Consider the following 17,784-nt stretch of genomic DNA (forward strand, 5'->3'; position numbering starts at 1 on the left):
CATTTCCGTTCCGCAGAACGGTCATGACAGCCGGGGTGGCGCTCGCGGGCAGGTCAGCCCACGACCGTCCAGGTGTCCCGGCCGGCCAGCAGCGCGGCGAGGTCGCCCTTGCCCTGCTGCTCGACTGCCTTCTCCAGCTGGTCGGCCATGCCCTGCTCGTAGATCGGCCGCTGCACGCTGCGCAGCACGCCGATCGGCGTGTGGTGCAGCGTGTCCGCGTCGGCGAGCCGGGAGAGGGCGAAGGCGGTGATCGGGGAGGCGGCGTGCGCGTCGTGCACCAGGATGCCGTGCGTGCCGTGCTCGGTGACGTCGACGATGCGGAGGTCACCCGTCGCCTGATCGCGGACGACGCCCTTGGCGCCGAGGCCGTCCCCGCCGTCCTCCTCGAGGTAGGGCAGGCCGAAGCGGATCGGTTCGCCGTGCTCCAGCCGGATCACGGCCTCCTGCGCCTGTTCCTTGTCCTTGAGGACTTCGAAGGCACCGTCGTTGAAGATGTTGCAGTTCTGGTAGATCTCCACCAGTGCCGTGCCGGGGTGGTCGGCGGCGGCCCGGAGCACCGAGGTGAGGTGCTTGCGGTCCGAGTCGACCGTACGGGCCACGAAGCTCGCCTCGGCGCCGAGCGCGAGGGAGACCGGGTTGAAGGGTGCTTCCAGCGAGCCCATCGGCGTGGACTTGGTGATCTTCCCGGCCTCGGAGGTCGGTGAGTACTGCCCCTTCGTCAGTCCGTAGATCCGGTTGTTGAAAAGCAGGATCTTCAGATTGACGTTCCGGCGGAGCGTGTGGATCAGGTGGTTTCCACCGATCGAGAGCGCGTCACCGTCACCCGTGACGACCCAGACGGACAGGTCGCGGCGCGCCGCCGCCAGCCCCGTCGCGATCGTCGGCGCGCGGCCGTGGATCGAGTGCATCCCATAAGTGTTGAGGTAGTACGGGAAGCGCGAGGAGCAGCCGATGCCGGAGACGAAGACGATGTTCTCCTTCGCCAGCCCCAGATCCGGCATGAAGCCCTGCACTGCCGCCAGCACGGCGTAGTCGCCGCATCCCGGGCACCAGCGGACTTCCTGGTCGGACTTGAAGTCCTTCATCGTCTGCTTGGACTCGGCCTTGGGCACCAGGGAGAGCGGGCTCCGGCCCTCGTGGGTAACCGGCCCCATAACCTGCTCAGCCATGTGTGAGGGTCTCCTTGAGCACGTCCGCGAGCTGTTCCGCCTTGAACGGCAGGCCGCGGACCTGTGTATAGGACTGGGCGTCGACCAGATACTTGGCGCGCAGCAAGGAGGCCAGCTGACCGAGGTTCATCTCGGGCACCACCACCTTGTCGTAGCGTGCCAGAACCTCGCCGAGATTGGCGGGGAACGGGTTGACGTAACGCAGATGCGCCTGGGCGATGCGGTGCTGTCCCTCGCGCCGGATCCGGCGCACGGCGGCGGTGATCGGACCGTAGGTCGAACCCCAGCCCAGCACCAGCACCTTCGCCGGACCGTCGTCACCGGAGCCCGGGTCGTCGACCTCGACGTCGGGGACGGCGACGCCGTCGACCTTCGCCTGCCGGGTGCGCACCATGAACTCGTGGTTGGCCGGGTCGTACGAGATGTTCCCCGAGCCGTCCTGCTTCTCGATGCCGCCGATCCGGTGCTCCAGGCCGGGAGTGCCGGGCACCGCCCAGGGCCGCGCCAGCGTCTGAGGGTCGCGCTTGTACGGCCAGAAGACCTCGGTGCCGTCGTCCAGCGTGTGGTTCGGCCCCTGGGCGAACTGCACGCGCAGGTCGGGGAGTTCGTGCACCTCGGGGATGCGCCACGGCTCCGAGCCGTTGGCAAGGTAGCCGTCCGACAGCAGGAAGACCGGGGTGCGGTACGTCAGCGCGATGCGGGCGGCGTCCAGCGCGGCCGTGAAGCAGTCCGCCGGGGTGGAGGGCGCCACGATCGGCACCGGGGCCTCGCCGTTGCGCCCGTACATCGCCTGGAGGAGGTCGGCCTGCTCGGTCTTGGTGGGGAGCCCGGTCGACGGGCCGCCGCGCTGGACGTCGATCACCAGCAGGGGCAGCTCCAGCGAGACCGCGAGGCCGATCGCCTCGGACTTCAGGGCCACCCCCGGGCCGGAGGTCGTCGTCACGCCGAGCGCACCACCGAAGGCGGCACCGAGAGCGGCACCGATTCCGGCGACCTCGTCCTCCGCCTGGAAGGTCCGTATACCGAAGTTCTTGTGCTTGGACAGCTCGTGCAGCACGTCCGAGGCGGGTGTGATCGGGTACGAGCCGAGGAAGAGCGGGAGATCCGCCTGCTGGGACGCGGCGATCAGACCGTAGGACAGCGCGAGGTTGCCCGAGATGTTGCGGTAGGTGCCCGGCGGGAACGCCGAAGTCGCCGGGGCCACCTCGTAACTGACGGCGAAGTCCTCGGTCGTCTCGCCGAAGTTCCACCCGGCCCGGAAGGCCGCGACGTTGGCCTCCGCCAGGGTGGGCTTCTTCGCGAACTTCGTCCGCAGGAACTGCTCCGTCGACTCCGTCGGCCGGTGGTACATCCAGGACAGCAGCCCCAGCGCGAACATGTTCTTCGAGCGGCCGGCGTCCTTGCGGGACAGGTCGTAGCTCTTGAGCGCCTCGACCGTCAGCGTGGTCAGCGGCACGGGATGCACGCTGTAGCCGTCCAGGGAGCCGTCCGCCAGCGGGTCGGCGTCGTAGCCGACCTTCGCCATCGCCCGCTTGGTGAACTCGTCGGTATTGATGATCAGCTCGGCGCCGCGCGGCAGATCTCCGACGTTCGCCTTCAGCGCCGCCGGGTTCATCGCCACCAGGACGTTTGGTGCGTCGCCCGGCGTGAGGATGTCGTGATCCGCGAAGTGCAGCTGGAAACTGGAAACGCCGGGAAGCGTCCCGGCAGGGGCGCGGATCTCGGCGGGGAAATTGGGCAGAGTGGACAAGTCGTTGCCGAAGGAGGCCGTCTCCGAGGTGAAGCGGTCCCCCGTCAACTGCATGCCGTCGCCGGAGTCCCCCGCGAACCGGATGATCACCCGGTCCAGCCGCCGGACCTCTTTCTCGCCTGACGGCCGTTCTCCGGCTGGGCTACTGACCTGGCTGGTCACAGTGATTCAGACCTCCCTCGAGGCGGTGTCTCGGCGCCCATCCTACGTGGTAAGGGTCGCCATACTGTGCTACTCCTCCAGGCGCACGCCGCACTTGAACACTCCCTATGCCCCGGTGTAACACCATCTGCCCCCTCTTCGTGCGGTACTGAGTCCCACCTCACACGTTTGCGCCCGGAGTGAGGCGGCGCGGGGTGCGAGGTGAGCGGGTGAGGGGGTGACGGACGAGGTCAGGAGTTGAGATAGGTGAGCACGGCGAGCACCCGCCGGTGGTCCCCGTCGCTCGGCGAGAGGCCGAGCTTCTGAAAGATGTTGCTGACATGCTTCTCGACCGCGCCATGGCTCACCACGAGCCGCGCGGCGATCGCCGAGTTCGTACGGCCCTCCGCCATCAGCCCCAGCACCTCCCGCTCGCGCGGGGTCAACCCGGTCAGCACATCCTGCTTCCGGCTGCGGCCCAGCAGCTGCGCGACCACCTCCGGGTCGAGCGCGGTGCCGCCCTTCGCCACCCGTACGACCGCGTCCACGAACTCCCGTACCTCGGCCACCCGGTCCTTCAGGAGATAACCGACACCGTGGCTCGAACCGGCCAGCAGCTCCGTCGCGTACTGCTCCTCCACATACTGGGACAGCACCAGCACACCCAGCCCCGGATGCGCGGCCCGCAGCTGGACGGAGGCCCGCACACCCTCGTCGGTGTGCGTCGGCGGCATCCGGACGTCAGCGACCACGACATCGGGCAGCTCTCCGACCGCCGCGAGCTCCGCCACCGTCTTGACCAGCGCTTCCCCGTCACCGACTCCGGCGACGACATCATGCCCGCGGTCGGTGAGCAGCCGGGTCAGTCCCTCCCTCAGCAGCACCGAATCCTCGGCGATGACCACGCGCACTCTGTCCTCCACGTTTTCCGCCCCCCGGCTCACGATGAGATGCCCTCAGCATCCCACGTCCGCCGGAACCCCCACCGCCCCTGCGCCAAGGCATCCCCGCCCCGCCCGGCGCATGCGCCGGGGCCCGCGGGGCCCCGCCTCCCGCCCCGGCGGCTCCGCGCCCAGCCCGGGCCGGACTGCCCCGCCCTGCCCTCACCCGCCGCCACGGCGAGCAGCTCCCCCGGCCGTGTCCGGCGGAATCCCCGCCGCCTCGGCGACCTGACCTCCCCGGCTCGGCCCGGCCCGGCCCGCGCGTGCGGCAGGGCCCTCTCCCGCCACCACGGAGCCGGGCCCCCGAACGGGGCCCGGCGGAGTCCCCGCCGACCGCCCCACGTCGGCTAGTGCCGCCCGCTCGTGCGCCGGGCCCGCCGGGCCCCGCCTCGCGCTGGCGCGGCCCGGCGGCCGGCGTGGCCGGACGATCCCCGCCCTCTCCCGCCGCCACAGCGGGCGACTTTCGCGGACTGAGTCCGGCGAAATCCCCGCGACCCGGTCCGCGCGTGCGCCGGGGCCCGCAGGGTCTCCGCCTCGCCTGCGCCGGTCTGCGACCGAAGGGGTCGGGGCCGCCGCCCCGTTTCCCGCCGCCACGGGGGCGGCCCCCCGACGGGGCCGGCGCGGAATCCCCGCCGACGGTGCCGCGTGCCGCCCCACGTCGGCCGCAGCCGCCCGCAAGGGCTACGCGTCGCGCCAGGGCAGCTCCGCCGTCAGCGTGGTCGGGCCGCCTATCGGGGAGTCCAGCAGCAGCAGGCCGTCCACCGAGTCGAGCCGCTCCGCCAGTCCGCCCAGGCCGCTGCCCGCGTCGGCGCGGGCGCCGCCCTTCCCGTCGTCGGAAACCTGCAGCATCAGCCGGTCTCCCGTACGCCACACCTCGACCGACGCCCTCCGTGCCTGTGCGTGCTTGCTGATGTTCTGGAGCAGCTCGGAGACGGTGAAGTAGGTGATCCCCTCGATCGCCTGTGCGGGCCGGTCGTCCAGATCCACATTGACCCGTACCGGAACAGTGCAGCGGGCGGCGACCGCCGAGAGCGCCGCACTCAGGCCGCGGTCGGTGAGGATGGCGGGGTGGATGCCGCGTGCGAGGTCACGCAGCTCCTGGAGGGCGATCTTGACTTCGCCGTGTGCCTCGTCGACCATCTTGGCCGCTGCCTCCGGGTCCTCCAGCAGCTTCTCCTTCGCCAGGCCCAGATCCATGGCGAGGGCGACGAGCCTGGCCTGCGCGCCGTCGTGCAGATCGCGTTCGATGCGGCGAAGGTCGGCCGCCGCCGTGTCGACGACCGCGCCGCGGTCCGACTCCAGTTCCCACACGCGGGTGGCCAGCTGCGAGGGCCCCAGCAGTCCGGCCACCATCAGCTTGTCGACCTGGGTCAGGCCCCGGATGAGCCACGGAGTGAACAGCACCAGCACCAGCCCGGACGCGGTCGCGCCCGCGACATCCGTGGCGCTGTCCAGATAGAGATGGCTGTCCCCGTTCTGCCACAGCTCCAGGCCGGGCTGGCCGGTGAAGGTGGGGAACACCCACTGCCACGCCGGGTAGAGCAGGAACCCCCAGCCGTAGACCCAGAAGACCAGCGAGAGGCAGAAGGAGAAGACCGCCCACGGGAAGTGCAGCATCGTGTACAGCAGGCTCCGCCAGGAGACGCCGCTCCGGAACAGTGCCCCCACCCAGGCCATCAGCCCTTTGCTGCGCTGCAGTGCGCGTACGGGCTCCGGCTCCGCGACGTCGAACCCCAGCAGGGTCCGGGCCCGGCCGCGCTCGAACCGTCCGATGGCGCGGCATCCCGCCAGCCCCGCTGCGAGCACCGGCACCCCCAGGAAGGTGATCATCAGACCGGCACCGAGCGAGACCATGGTGATCGCGTAGACGAAGCTGAAGATCGCGACCGGAAGGCCCATCAGGACATAGAGGAACGCGCCCCACGTCCGCGCCGCGAAGGGCGCGCGCACCATCTCGGCAATCCAGTGGCGCCGGTATGCCGGTGGCAGCGCGGAGCCGGGCGGTGAAGACTGCGGGGGGCCGTAGGCCGGAGCTGTGGCGGTGGGTCCCATGTGTCCTGTCCTTAAGATCCGTCGCGGATCCGTCACTCGTTTCGTCTCGTGTTGCGCCGCGTAGGCGAGTGACGGACGCCCGTCAGTGGGCTGTCTCCAGCATCCGCCGGCTGCGGTGGAGCGGCCATGGAGTCGGTCGGTGTCTTCGGGAGGGGGTTTACCCCACCCCGCCCAGGGGGCTGAGGACCTGCGTGTCCGGCCCGGCCCTGCCCTCGCGGCTCAGGCCGGTCCCCGGCTCAGGATCCGCTCCCGGCTGCGGCCCCGGAGAGCCCGGCTCCCGACCCGGCTCCCGCTCCCCCCGCTTCGGAAGCTCCGAACTCCCGGTCGCGCCAGGGCAGCTCCGCGGTGATCACGGTCGGCCCGCCTGCCGGGGAGTCCAGGACGAGCAGCCCGTCCACCGAGCCGAGCCGCTCCGCGAGCCCCGCCAGCCCGGTGCCACCGCTGCTGCCGCCGTCCGCGCTGGGCGCGCCTCCGCCCAGCGCGGTGGTCGCGCCGCCCTTGCCGTCGTCCGTGACCTGGATCAGCAGCCGGTTGTCCGTACGCCACATGTCCACCTGGGCCGTACGGGCGCCGCTGTGCTTGCTGATGTTCTGGAGCAGCTCGGAGACGGTGAAGTAGGCGATGCCCTCGATGGCCGCCGCCGGGCGCTCGGTCAGGTCGGAGGAGACCCGCACCGGGACCGTGCAGCGGGCGGAGAGCGAGGACAGCGCCGCGCTCAGGCCACGGTCGGTGAGGATGGCGGGGTGGATGCCGCGTGCGAGATCGCGCAGCTCCTGGAGGGCGAGTTTCACCTCGCCGTGTGCCTCGTCGACCATCTTGGCCGCTTCCTCCGGGTCCTCCAGCAGCTTCTCCTTCGCCAGGCCGAGGCCCATGGCGAGGGTGACCAGTCGGGCCTGGGCGCCGTCGTGCAGATCGCGTTCGATGCGGCGAAGGTCAGCCGCCGCGGTGTCGACGACCGCACCGCGATCCGACTCCAGCTCGGCGATCCGCCGCTCCAGTTCGTCGGACGGCGACAGCAGCGCGCGCACCATGGCCCGGTCCGCGTTCGTCAGCCCCCGGGCCAGCCAGGGCAGCACCGGCCAGGCGATGAACAGCGACGTCAGAATGACGGTGAACGTCAGGATTCCCCAGGGCAGCCGCACTGCCGAATACAGCGCGTGCCGCCAGGCCACCGGGTCCTTCAGATGTGCCCACAGCCATGGGAAGAACCCGGAACCGCTGGGGAGTACGGGGCTGGGTTCGTCGATCCGCACCCGCAGCAGCGCCCGCGCCCGGGCGCGCTCGAACTTGCCGAACAGCCTGCAGCCGCCCAGCCCGAGGGCGAGCATCGGCAGCCCGATGACGGTGATCGACAAGGGGACGCTTGTGAAGATGCACACCGACACATAGAGGAAGCCGAAGATGTCGACCGGCATGTTGCTGAGCAGATGTGCGATTTCCCGCCAGGTCTGCGCGCTGAGTGTGGCGCGGGGGTGGGGGAGGGGGTCGGTGTGGGTTTCGCGGGGACTGGCGGTCATGGCTCCAGCCTGACGGGTGGTGTCACCAGACACCATGGGGTGGGTGGGGTGTACCGGGTGGGGTTAACCCCACCGGCCTGACGGTCGTGGGGGCGGGCGCGGGGAGCGCCGGGAGCAACGACCGGCTCAGCGCCGGGTGACGGCGCGGTGGAGCAGGTCGTGCAGCGTGCTCTGCTCCTGCTGGGTCAGGGCGGCCAGGGGCGATTCCTCCGCGAGGAGTTCGAGCAGCTGCTCGCGCAGCGCGGTGCCTTCCGGCGTGAGGACGAGCTGCTTGGCGCGGCGGTCGGTGGGGTGCGGATGCCGTTCAATCAGGCGCCGCTTCTCCAGCTTGTCGATGACATAGGTGGCGTTGGACGGCTCGCAGCTCATGCGGTCGGCAAGATCACGCATCGTCATGGGCCCGGTGAGTTCGCGCAGCGCGGTCGCCTGCGGCGCGGTGAGGCCCAGGGTCGCCGCCCGCACGCGGACGTGGCCTCCGATCTGGTCGGCCAGCCCGTTCACCAGCCCGCAGAGCTCGCGCTCGGCGGTGACCTGCGGCTCGGAGGTTGTCATGGGGCGGAGTCTAGCAAGCGCATCAAGCCTGAATAAGTAAAGCTTGAATCATTCAAGCTGAAAGCATATGCTCCTCGAGCCGTGTTGATCAGGCGGGCGACACCACCCTGCTGACCTGCCGAGGAGAGGAACGGACGGACATGGAGAGCTCTGTGCGGAACGGGACGCCGGACGAGGCGCGCGAAGGTGCGTTCCACGAGGCGCGGGACGGGGCGGCTCCGTCCGGGGCGGCTCGCGGCGAGACGGCTCGCGGCGGGGCGGCCCGGGAGGGCGACGACCGGCTGCGGCGCCCCGCACGCCTCCGCTCCCTGCGACTCGGTGGCACCAAGGTCACCTACGTGCCGGACGGCTCCGTGCAGCTGACGCCGCGCGGCTGGCTCCCGGGCACCACCGACGAGGTGTGGGCCGCCCACCCCGAATACCTGGACGACTCAGGCCACTTGGTGGCGGGCATCGGCGGGCTGCTGATCGAGCACGGCGACCGCGCCATGCTGATCGACGCCGGATTCGGCCCGCAGACCGTCCCGGCCGTGCCCGGCAACCCGAACGGCGCCATCCACGGCGGCGCCCTGCTGGAGAACCTGGCCGGGCTCGGCCGCGCGCGGGGCGACATCGAGTCGGTGGCCTTCACTCACCTGCACGTCGACCACCTCGGCTGGGCCTGGCACCCCGCCCCCGGCAGCGACCGGCCTGCCTTCGCCGGCGCCACGTACCTGATGTCCGAGCCCGAGTGGACACAGCGGCACCTGGCCGAAGCGCACGGCACGAGCGCCGAGGTCATCGCGGCCCTGGCGCCGTACGTCCGGACGGTGGCCGACGGCGAGGAGATCTTCCCCGGCGTACGGATGCGGCTGACGCCCGGTCACACGGCCGGGCACGCCGGATACGTCATCACCTCGGGCGGGCAGCGGCTGATCGCCTTCGGCGACGCCCTGCACTCGCCGATCCAGATCGCCCACCCCGAATGGTCGTCCGCCGTCGACCACGACTCGGCGCAGTCCACGGAGCACCGCCGCCGCCTCGTCGCCGACTTGGAGGAGCCCGGCACGATCGGCTTCGGCAACCACTTCGCCGACGTCGTCTTCGGCCGCGTCACCCGCCAGGACGGCGGCCCACGCACCTGGCACCCGGTCGCCTGACCGGCCCGCCCGCCGGACGCGTCAATCGGTCGACGGTACGGACACGTTCACCCCGGTTTCATGGCCGAACCGTCGACCGACGAAGATCCCCCACCTCGCTCCCCTGCTGCGCGAACCGGAGCAGCCCACGAAGGTGGGTGATCCTGAGCGTGAGTATCCGCTCCGGCGCGGCGGATTCCCGGAGGTGCAGGATGCCGCCGGGCGCGGCGCCGAGCTCCACGCAGTTGCTGCCCTCGGCGCAGTACGACGACTTCTGCCAGGTCAGTTCGGACACGTCGGTGTTCCCTTCACAGGTCGTGAGCGAGGGCGCGAATGAAGTCGCGCGAGGCTTCGGGCTTGAGCGCCAATGCCTCCGTGCGGGCACCGTGACCACCGTGCTCCGGGAGCACGGGTTGCGCGAGCTGATCGACACGGCCGAGCTCCTGCTGAGTGAACTGGTCACGAACGCCTTCTGTTACTCCGAAGGCAGCGTCTACGTACGGGTGTGCTGGGCCGAGGGCACGCTGCGCACCACGGTCAGGGACACGGACTCGCGCCCGCCCGTCGTGGCCCCCGCGCCCGCCGAGACCTACCGGACCGGGGGCGCGGCCTGTTTCTCGTACAGCGGCTCGCTCATCGGTGGGGCCACTACGACTTCGCACGTACGACGGGCGGCAAGGCGGTCTGGTTCGAGTTGCTGGGTGGGGGCTCCGGCGGTTCCCGGTGACGAGTGTGGCGTGCGTCTCGTCCGCGTGTTCGGAACTCCGTTGCACGCAGCGTGTTCGAACTGGTACCTATGAGTGAGCAAGGGGGCGTGTGCGTCTGACCGTTGTGGGGCCGAGGAGGCTTTCGCGATGGGCATGAAGTTCGACATGGGGAACACGACACTGTCGACGCTGATCCAGCAGTCGGACGGGTCGTCACAGGATCTGGGATCGCTGATCAGGCAACTGGTCGCAGCGGCACAGCCGTTGGAAGGCAAGTTCAACGGCCAGGGCAAGGCTGCCTTCGACCAGTTCAAGAACAACTCGGATGAGATCACCTCTGCGCTCAACAGCGCGCTGGCCGCGATTCTGGGCGGCCAGTCCGGCATGGATACGGCGTTCGGCTCGGGTGACCAGGAGTCGGCGGACAACGCGCGGGCGTCGATGTCGTCCGCGAATTTCGACGCGGCCCGGTTCTCCGGCCGTTGAGGGGGCTGTGAAGCATGGGTTTGGACCGCAGGAGCTATGACACGGGTGCCTCCAGCGAGGTGCAGGGGAGCCTGGCGCAGATCATCGGGCAGCTGGAGCAGGTGATCGGCGACCGCGACCGTCAGGTGAAGGCCGCGATGACGGAATTCCAGGCGGACGGCGTGTCGGACCAGTACCAGGGTGTCGAGCAGCGCTGGAACCGTTCGGCGAACGAAGTCCGGGCGATCATCCGCCTGCTGCGCACGACGCTGGAGAAGAACGACGGCACGGCCCAGCAGACGCTGCAACGTGCCAAGTCGGCCGTGGACGGCATCGGCTGACACGTAGGGGACCAGATATTTCACACGGGGGAGTTGCGGGGGAGACGGCATGCCTGTTTGGGACCTGTGGCCGACGGATATCGGCCGGATTCTGACGAACACGGGCGAGGAAATCGACGGCCTCCAGGCCCAGGTGGAGGCGTACAGCGAGAACATCACCTCTGCGGCCCGGTCGGCCGGAACCCTGGGCACTGCCGCCGGTTCCCAGGGCAGCGACCAGGCGGCCTCCCAGGGCGGGAACCAGCGCACCGACGGCGGGGTGGGTGGAGCGGTGGCGGGCGCGGTCGGTGAGTTCGCCACCAGGACCCAGGAGGACCTGCTCTACATCGGTGTCCGTGGAGCCAGGTCCGTCAAGGGGGCAAGTGACGCCGCCGTGCAGTATCTGCGGGGCGATCAGGACATGGCGGCGGACACGATGCACAAGACACTGGCGGAGCCGGACATGGACGCGTGGATGAAGAAGGCGCGTGCCGAGGCGAAGGGCGAGGGCTGATGGGTGCGACGCCGATCTCATGGCTCGACATACCTGTCTACACGGGGAATCTGGAGCAGCTGGAGAAGGACATCACCAGCCTGCGCAAGGATGCTGGGAAGATACGCAGCACGGGGGCGGACACGCACTCGAAGTTCCAGGGGCTGTCGGCGTACTACAAGGCCCCGGAAACCGCGCAGTTGCTCGCGACGACCAAGCCCGTGCGGGACCGGGCGGAGGATTTCGCACTCCAACTGGAGCGAGTCGCGGAGGCATTGGACACCTACGCCACGGAGATCCGTCCACTGGTCAAGCGCCTGGAGACGTTGAGCAGCGAGGCGTTCGCCTTCGAGGCGGAGGTTGAGGGCGACGACACCTGGAATCGCGACGAGGCCAAGAAGGACAAGAATAACAAGCTCGTTTCCGGGGTCAAGATGGTCCAGGCCCAGTTCTGGGCCGCGGAACGCTCCTGTGCCAGCAAGATCCGCGTCCTGCTCGGCCTGCCGCCCCTGGTTGCAGACGACGGCTCGCACGGCAAGAACATGTACGGCCTCTCCGTCGCCGATATGAAGAAGGTCGGCAAGACGCCCTGGGGATCGGTCGTCCAGAAGGACCTCCCCTGGTACAAGGACGCGGCGGTCGGAACGAAACGATTCGTCTGGGACGGCCTCGTCGAAGGCGGACTCTTCGCCACCCTCAGAGGAATCGGCACGCTGGTCAACCCGTTCGGCGACGACTTCGGCAAGGCATGGACAGGCCTGGGCAAGGTCCTCGGCGGCATCGGCGCCTACGCCAAGGAACCCTTCGACTGGGGCGGGAAGATGGCTGGCGAAGGGGACAGCAAAACCGAACAGGACCTCAAGAACGCCGCCGGGGACTTCGCCAAAGCTCTGGTGGCCTATGACGAGTGGGGCAACGACCCCGCCAAGGCCGCGGGAACGACCACCTTCAACGCCATCACTATGCTCACCGCGCCCACGGGTGCGAGCAAGGCCGCCAAGGCGGTACGCGCGGCCCAACTCATCGACCCCGTCCGAGCCTTCACCAAGGCGGCATCCGTCGGCGTCGCCAAGGTGCCCAAGCTGAGCGGTGTCCTCGCCCAGCTCAAGGACTTGGGCGCGGCCAAAGCCGTCGAGTTATCCGACGGCACCTACGCCCTCCGCGACGGTACCCCCGTTCCAGTGCGAGGCCCTCTCCCCGAGGGCCATCGCGCCGTCGAGATACCCGACGGCCGAGTCAAGCTCGACGACGACGTCTTCCTCCACCCCGACAACAGCCTCCGCAACGCCGACGGCGATGCCATCCAGCCCGCCCGCGACGTCCCTCACGAACGCTCCGCCGCCGAACGCGCCACCACCCCGTCCGCCGCCCCCGAACACGAACTCGCCGGCGTCGGCGCCCGCCAGGACCCCGGCGACCTCACCGCCCGCGCCAACGCCGACGGACCAACACCACGGGACCCGGCGACAGCCCGCGAAATACCGGGCGAAGCAGGCACCAGTCGCGATATTCCGGAGCCCCGAGGGGGTTCAAACAGCCCCGGACAAGGCGGCACCCCGGGCAGAGGTGCGCCCGGTGAGCACCTCCCAGAGGGCGGCCGCGGGTCGCCTGAGAGCCCCCGCTCAGACAACGCCGGAGGATGGGGAGAAGAACCCGGGCGAAGCCGAAATTCGGCGACTCACAATGCAGGTGACAGCTCGACCCCAGACGGCACGCTGCCGGAATCACCTTCTGGCGGCAACCCCGTCACCTCCTCAGGGGACACATCGCCTGCGGCAGGGGGTCAGCCCTTCGTGCGGGGAAGCGAGGCGGAAAGCAATCTTCGCGAAGCTCTCAAGGACCTGCCTGGCCCGCAGCGCCCCAAGCCTAAGGTCCTCGAGAAAGCATTGGACAGGCTTGCTGCTCGCCCAGACGGGCAGCAGATTGCAGACATCATCACTTCCGGTAAGTTCGTACGAAATGAGAATTTCGGAAAGGTTGTTTCGTTTCTGGGGTCCGGTAAGGTGAGTCATGTCGATCCCGCCATATCCCAGTTGCGCTTCGCTGATGAACTGCACGCAAACGGCTTCCGTGATATAGCCTTCGAAGTTCAAAACAAAGATGGCATGGATGTCGATGTCTTGGTGCGCGATTCAGATGGTAGATCCTTCGGGTATCAAATGAAAGGCCTGAATAACCCCGCGAGTCCTTTTGATGAGATCACGCGCGACAAGTACCTGAGGCAGCTTCAAGTCTCAGAGTTCACGCACAAGGTGATGCTTGTTGATGGACAAGGAACTCTGGCGGACTGGACTCGGAGGGGAATCCCTGGTGAGCTCATGGAAGTACACAAAGGAACTCATTCGCTAAAACGTGACAAGGGAATGGGTATTTCATTTGTTGTTAGACTGGATGATGGAATGCTCGTCATCCCACCAGGCGCTCGAGTCTATCCGGGGAGTACACCGTGATCACGACTACACCTGTCGGTAGCTGGAACTGGACAGTCAGGGATACGGATCTAGACCGCGGGTCTGTAGATCGTTGCGCCAGTACTGCGCTGAATGTTCATGGGATCCTTACCCGTCACCGGATCATTGTAGGGAAAGCAAGGTCGACCTTGCAGATCCGTTCGCTGGGCCAGGGCGGCACCCTGAGCTTCAGTAGGAGTGGCGTGGAAGCCGATGCTTCTGTGGTAGATGCGCAGGAGCTCATCCGTTCCCTGGGGGCCACTGATCTATCTCTGCCTGATCCGCATCTATCCGTACTCCAGTTGCATTGTGCAGGTGAGTGGATGGAACATGACGAGACGGTGCGAGCTGAGAAGCACTTCGTTATTGAGGTGAGCGCTACGGGTACTACCGAAGAACTGGTCACGTTGTCCACGTATTCGGACCCGTGGCTCAACAAGGATTTGCGTGGGCGAGAGCAGTTTGATATTCAGCGTGCGAATGCTCCTAGGTTGCGCTCCGTCCTGCTGGAAGTCACCAGGTTCGTGGGCGCCGAACCAGATCCGGGAGACCCGACCAGCCACGCGACTCCTTCACCGACGGGCTTCGAGGATCAGCCGGACGAAGATCCGGAACTCCTCGACTCATGGGGCATATTTGAGGTGCCTTACCGGTTGGGTGGCATCATTTCTGAACTGCCGAACTCTGTGCACAGATACCACGATTTTGCCGAGTCGCGGGTTAGCTATGCGCGGGTGGTCAGAGGGGATACGGTGCTTGGGTATCTTTGGGCGTCGGACAGGGAAGGTGCGGCTGGATATGAGCCGCGAAGCTCCGTCGGCGATGATGCATTGTATGCAGCACTGCACTGGATGAAAAACCTTGGCTGGGCGAAGGAGAATTCTCTCACGCCGCTTCAGGCCCTGGAGGAGCTTGCGAACTGGCCTGAGGACCATGGGGCGGGGCGACTGGAAGGAGTGACTGGTTCTATGAGTCTCGATGAGCTTCAAGAACTATCCGGATCTCGATAGGTCGACCTGTCTCGCTTCCCGTGATGAACGTGAACTCCCGGACTCTTAGTGGAACTTCTTCAGCGTGCTGGTAGTGATTCGCCGGGAGTTGGAGGCTGATGGTCTTCGACCTGTCGTGACGGGGGCTCTTCTGGACGTCTACCCAAGTCGGATGACCTTGGACGTGGGAGGTGGCATGCGAGTAGCCGATCTCCTCTTTATTCGCGCCCAGATCAAGACATGGCAAGGCAAAGCAACTTAGCGCCTCCATGACTGGAGATACCCAGTGAACTATTCCATTCCTGATCTGCACCCACTCGAACCGGTTTCCTTCTTGGATACCGGCTGGGAATCTCTTGCTCGATGGACTGAAGAAGGCCACCAGGACGCCTTGGCCTTAGCCGGTGTGTTGGGCGCCAATGCTGCGGAGTATGGGGCAGATCCATCGGTTCTTCTCGCTGCCCTGCAGAACTATGTTGCACGGTTGCCGCCGCATCAGTTCGAGAAATCTGACTGGGTCACGCTGCATACTGATCTCGTTGCGTACCTGGCAGATGTATTGATTCGGAAACGTGGCGCTTCCTGGCAGATTTCAGATGATGCCGCAGCTCCATGTGGGTTCAGGTTCGTCCTTGAAGCTCGAGGCGTTGATCGAGAGGTTCATCGCATCGAACCAGCCGAAGTCGTCATGGCGGAGTTCCGCAATCCTCTAATTGAAGTAACTCGAATGATTGCAAATGCTGAGATTTCCTTGCGCGTGGTGCATCCGATTCCTGAGGAATGAAGGCCCCAAAGGCTATTTTGAAGAAGTACTCGATCAGGCGGATAGCAGGGCCGAGTACCTCCCGAAACACCTGCGCCAATGCAGTTGGTACGGAGAGTTCTCGACCTGATCACGCTAGCTGAAAGGAGAGAGGCGATGTCTGAAGTCGAAGTTCTGTACGACAAGCACGTGACTCTCATTGGCAGCGGCGGAAGTACGGACGCTCGTCTGCTTGGTAGTCAATTACCGGGTACCCGATATCACTATGAGTACATGGTTTCTGTGACCCGCGATGAACGCGTTCTCCGGGGATCTTCGTGGAACTTCTACAGCGCGCTGGTGATGATTCGTCGGGAGTTGGAGGCGGATGGTCTTCGACCTGCCGTTATGGGGGCTCTTGTGAACGTTCACCCAAGTCGGATGGCCTTGGATATGGGAGGTGGCATGCGAGCCTACTATTGGGAATCATCTCCGCGCCCGCGAACGGTGGACATCTTTGATGAGGTGCCGCCTGCTGAATATTTCCGATTGGCATCGGTCGAGGAACAACGCGCGTGGTTCGAATTGCGAATGAGTGAAGGTAATGCAACTTGAGCCTGGATAGAAAAAGGAATTGTGGTGTCCCGCGTTTCGGTTGATGAGCTGCTGGAGCGAAGAATTCGTCACTAACAGTTCCAGGAGTGGCGGCACGGAGTATGTGTCGTGCGGCAGTTTCAGGAGACTCCGGAGGGGGAGAGGTGTTATCTAGGAGAGAAGCGATAAGGCAGCTTTTGAGCTTCTGGTAAATCGAGCGTGGAGCGAGCAATACGCTTTTGTGGTGTATTGCTAGCGCAGTATGGAATTCGGCGAATTCTGGGCGGTTCCGTTCGATACGCAGGAGCGTATCGATAGCAGGGATCCGACAAGAGCTCCCTTGGGGCGACTGGTAATTGTTCCCAAAGTGTGGAGATAGAGTCCACTTCCCTCCGACCCGTCTCCCTGCTCGAGAATACGTCGCCCAGTGCGAGGCAAGAAGTTGGCCGACCTGAGTCAGCCGTTCCTGACAGGACGGGATTATGTCGAACATATTTACGGATTTTATCCGAGTCTATGCGGATCCTCGCGATAAGACGTGGGGTGCCGAGCGGATCGGGGAAACCGAAGCCGAGTGGATCACCTGGATGTTGTTGGGGCGCAATGGCTCATATCACGTTCCGGTATATACGCGGCGGCACTCAGGGGGTGAGTATGTCGATGTTCAGTACGGAGGCGGTAAGAGTCCCGACATCGTCGGGTTCTGTGAGCTTCCCTACTATCACGCCATCTGGGGGCGCCATTACGACGAAGGGTCTTGTGAAGACGTGATCTGGCGGGATGACGTCAATGACGGTCCGCGGTCCTACTGTCGGTACGGATTCGACGAGGTGCGTGTGATCGGCGCTGGTGACTCTCCTCCAATGGCTCCGCAGGAGCCGTGGCAGCGTCATTCCGACGGATCATGGCGGCTCGGGGTCGCGGGTAGTTACCGCACGGGCAACGACCGCAGTGCGGATGTGGGTTCCAGTGCGTCTCCCACCACGCCAATGGGCGGCGGTATGGGAGATGACGAGGAGCGGGGTATCAAGCAGGACGGGCTGCCCACCCCGACCACTCCGAACTATTTCGGCAATGAGCAGGTGGGCATGGACCCGCCCTGGCTGGCTCCGCTCGGTACCTTCGAGCAGCCCCCGGGCGTCGCGCTGGTCGAGTTCTATTGGCGTGGGCGTCGGGTGCACCGTGCTCGCCTGGAGGACGGCCCCGATGGCCGCGACTGGGAGCACCGCTGCGCCGATGACTGGGACAACTGCATCGATGCGGACTTCCTCCGCTTCACCGGTGAGACCAGTTTGCTCGCGCCGGACAAGGTGTATGAACGCGACCGGCGGGACTGGGGCAGGCGCCGCCGCTGGTGACGCGCCCGGCTGTGCCGGGGGCGGCCGGGGGCGGTCGGACGCACGGTGCTCGGAGGGCTCCGGTGACCGTTCCCCGGTTACGCACTGGTGTTCGGTGATCGCGTATCGTGTTGGGGCAGGCTGCGGAGGAGGGGGGAGCGGTGGCTCGGGATTATGACGGGCAGTTGTTGGAGTCCGTCGCGGTGCGGCGGCGGAGGTTGCGGGACGCGTTGCTGTTCGGGGCGGAGCGGATGCGGCGGACGCTGGACGAGAACACCGGGAAGATCTTCGGGGGCATCGCGCTGGCCGCGGTGATGTGTGCCGGGTGTGTGGGGTGGTCGTTCGTCTCCGAGCGGATTCTGGAGAAGAAGGACGAGGGACCGGCGCGTTCGGCGCCGTACGTGGTGGCGGGGACAGCAGGGTGAGGGCGGCGGTGGCCGCCGGGCG

The 17,784-nt window shown here is 66.8% G+C and carries 17 protein-coding genes; 10 read left to right on the plus strand and 7 right to left on the minus strand.

The features are described 5' to 3' along the window. Window positions 1-53: 53 nt before the first annotated feature. The 6 genes from LHJ74_RS20035 to LHJ74_RS20060 all read right to left on the minus strand — a co-directional run bounded on the left by LHJ74_RS20035 (window position 54) and on the right by LHJ74_RS20060 (window position 8,122). Window positions 54-1,169: a 2-oxoacid:ferredoxin oxidoreductase subunit beta gene (locus LHJ74_RS20035; protein WP_260219488.1), complete on the minus strand. Its 1,116-nt coding sequence runs from the start codon at window positions 1,167-1,169 to the stop codon at window positions 54-56. Continuing rightward, the gene (locus LHJ74_RS20040) at window positions 1,162-3,081 is read right to left on the minus strand and encodes a 2-oxoacid:acceptor oxidoreductase subunit alpha (RefSeq protein ID WP_260219489.1); all 1,920 of its coding nucleotides are present in this window, start codon (window positions 3,079-3,081) and stop codon (window positions 1,162-1,164) included. Before LHJ74_RS20040 ends, LHJ74_RS20035 begins: the two co-directional genes overlap by 8 nt. Window positions 3,082-3,311: 230 nt before the next feature. After that, a complete protein-coding gene (abrC3, locus tag LHJ74_RS20045) occupies window positions 3,312-3,971 on the minus strand; it encodes a response regulator AbrC3 (protein ID WP_511262221.1) in 660 nt (219 codons plus the stop codon). A gap of 711 nt (window positions 3,972-4,682) precedes the next feature. Further along, on the minus strand, window positions 4,683-6,053 hold the full coding sequence (locus tag LHJ74_RS20050) for a sensor histidine kinase (RefSeq protein WP_375546785.1): 1,371 nt from the start codon (window positions 6,051-6,053) through the stop codon (window positions 4,683-4,685). A 236-nt stretch (window positions 6,054-6,289) separates the two neighbouring features. Further along, complete coding sequence (locus LHJ74_RS20055; protein ID WP_260219491.1) at window positions 6,290-7,570, minus strand: sensor histidine kinase; 1,281 nt, start codon at window positions 7,568-7,570, stop codon at window positions 6,290-6,292. Between the two features lie 126 nt (window positions 7,571-7,696). Beyond that, entirely contained in the window at window positions 7,697-8,122 is a 426-nt protein-coding gene (locus tag LHJ74_RS20060) for a MarR family winged helix-turn-helix transcriptional regulator (protein ID WP_260219492.1), read from the minus strand. Between the two features lie 140 nt (window positions 8,123-8,262). Between LHJ74_RS20060 and LHJ74_RS20065 the strand changes: the two genes are divergently transcribed. Continuing rightward, on the plus strand, window positions 8,263-9,261 hold the full coding sequence (locus tag LHJ74_RS20065) for an MBL fold metallo-hydrolase (protein ID WP_260219493.1): 999 nt from the start codon (window positions 8,263-8,265) through the stop codon (window positions 9,259-9,261). A gap of 58 nt (window positions 9,262-9,319) precedes the next feature. On the opposite strand, the gene LHJ74_RS20070 is transcribed toward LHJ74_RS20065, so the two are convergent. Continuing rightward, window positions 9,320-9,535, minus strand: coding sequence for a DUF397 domain-containing protein (locus tag LHJ74_RS20070; protein WP_260219494.1), 216 nt, complete (start codon window positions 9,533-9,535; stop codon window positions 9,320-9,322). A 565-nt stretch (window positions 9,536-10,100) separates the two neighbouring features. Here LHJ74_RS20070 and LHJ74_RS20075 point away from each other — a divergent pair. The 9 genes from LHJ74_RS20075 to LHJ74_RS20115 all read left to right on the plus strand — a co-directional run bounded on the left by LHJ74_RS20075 (window position 10,101) and on the right by LHJ74_RS20115 (window position 17,762). Further along, complete coding sequence (locus tag LHJ74_RS20075) at window positions 10,101-10,433, plus strand: hypothetical protein (protein WP_260219668.1); 333 nt, start codon at window positions 10,101-10,103, stop codon at window positions 10,431-10,433. Between the two features lie 14 nt (window positions 10,434-10,447). Continuing rightward, window positions 10,448-10,753 (plus strand): pore-forming ESAT-6 family protein, encoded by a 306-nt coding sequence (locus tag LHJ74_RS20080; RefSeq protein WP_260219495.1) that lies wholly within the window; start codon window positions 10,448-10,450, stop codon window positions 10,751-10,753. 49 nt (window positions 10,754-10,802) lie between these two features. Further along, the gene (locus LHJ74_RS20085) at window positions 10,803-11,246 is read left to right on the plus strand and encodes a DUF6507 family protein (RefSeq protein WP_260219496.1); all 444 of its coding nucleotides are present in this window, start codon (window positions 10,803-10,805) and stop codon (window positions 11,244-11,246) included. Next, window positions 11,204-13,675: a hypothetical protein gene (locus tag LHJ74_RS20090; protein WP_260219497.1), complete on the plus strand. Its 2,472-nt coding sequence runs from the start codon at window positions 11,204-11,206 to the stop codon at window positions 13,673-13,675. The genes LHJ74_RS20085 and LHJ74_RS20090 overlap by 43 nt, the downstream gene beginning before the upstream one ends. 203 nt (window positions 13,676-13,878) lie before the next feature. Further along, window positions 13,879-14,685: a hypothetical protein gene (locus LHJ74_RS20095; RefSeq protein WP_260219498.1), complete on the plus strand. Its 807-nt coding sequence runs from the start codon at window positions 13,879-13,881 to the stop codon at window positions 14,683-14,685. A gap of 265 nt (window positions 14,686-14,950) precedes the next feature. Next, window positions 14,951-15,448, plus strand: a complete 498-nt coding sequence (locus LHJ74_RS20100) for a hypothetical protein (RefSeq protein ID WP_260219499.1) — start codon at window positions 14,951-14,953, stop codon at window positions 15,446-15,448. 135 nt (window positions 15,449-15,583) lie between these two features. Beyond that, window positions 15,584-16,021, plus strand: coding sequence for a hypothetical protein (locus LHJ74_RS20105; RefSeq protein WP_260219500.1), 438 nt, complete (start codon window positions 15,584-15,586; stop codon window positions 16,019-16,021). A 461-nt stretch (window positions 16,022-16,482) separates the two neighbouring features. Beyond that, window positions 16,483-17,358 carry a hypothetical protein gene (locus LHJ74_RS20110; protein WP_260219501.1) on the plus strand — a complete coding sequence of 292 codons (876 nt, stop codon included), beginning with the start codon at window positions 16,483-16,485 and terminating at the stop codon, window positions 17,356-17,358. 140 nt (window positions 17,359-17,498) lie between these two features. Then, window positions 17,499-17,762 carry a hypothetical protein gene (locus LHJ74_RS20115; protein WP_260219502.1) on the plus strand — a complete coding sequence of 88 codons (264 nt, stop codon included), beginning with the start codon at window positions 17,499-17,501 and terminating at the stop codon, window positions 17,760-17,762. The last annotated feature ends 22 nt before the right edge of the window (window positions 17,763-17,784 follow it).

This window comes from Streptomyces gossypii, assembly GCF_025165795.1.
GTDB classification, from domain to species: domain Bacteria; phylum Actinomycetota; class Actinomycetes; order Streptomycetales; family Streptomycetaceae; genus Streptomyces; species Streptomyces gossypii.

Bases quoted from the DNA above. Each gene is read 5' to 3' on its own strand.
- LHJ74_RS20035 (WP_260219488.1), bottom strand. From the start codon at position 1,169: ATGGCTGAGCAGGTTATGGGGCCGGTTACCCACGAGGGCCGGAGCCCG.
- LHJ74_RS20050 (WP_375546785.1), bottom strand. From the start codon at position 6,053: ATGGGACCCACCGCCACAGCTCCGGCCTACGGCCCCCCGCAGTCTTCA.
- LHJ74_RS20055 (WP_260219491.1), bottom strand. From the start codon at position 7,570: ATGACCGCCAGTCCCCGCGAAACCCACACCGACCCCCTCCCCCACCCC.
- LHJ74_RS20060 (WP_260219492.1), bottom strand. From the start codon at position 8,122: ATGACAACCTCCGAGCCGCAGGTCACCGCCGAGCGCGAGCTCTGCGGG.
- LHJ74_RS20065 (WP_260219493.1), top strand. From the start codon at position 8,263: ATGGAGAGCTCTGTGCGGAACGGGACGCCGGACGAGGCGCGCGAAGGT.
- LHJ74_RS20075 (WP_260219668.1), top strand. From the start codon at position 10,101: ATGAAGTTCGACATGGGGAACACGACACTGTCGACGCTGATCCAGCAG.
- LHJ74_RS20080 (WP_260219495.1), top strand. From the start codon at position 10,448: ATGGGTTTGGACCGCAGGAGCTATGACACGGGTGCCTCCAGCGAGGTG.
- LHJ74_RS20085 (WP_260219496.1), top strand. From the start codon at position 10,803: ATGCCTGTTTGGGACCTGTGGCCGACGGATATCGGCCGGATTCTGACG.
- LHJ74_RS20105 (WP_260219500.1), top strand. From the start codon at position 15,584: ATGTCTGAAGTCGAAGTTCTGTACGACAAGCACGTGACTCTCATTGGC.
- LHJ74_RS20110 (WP_260219501.1), top strand. From the start codon at position 16,483: ATGTCGAACATATTTACGGATTTTATCCGAGTCTATGCGGATCCTCGC.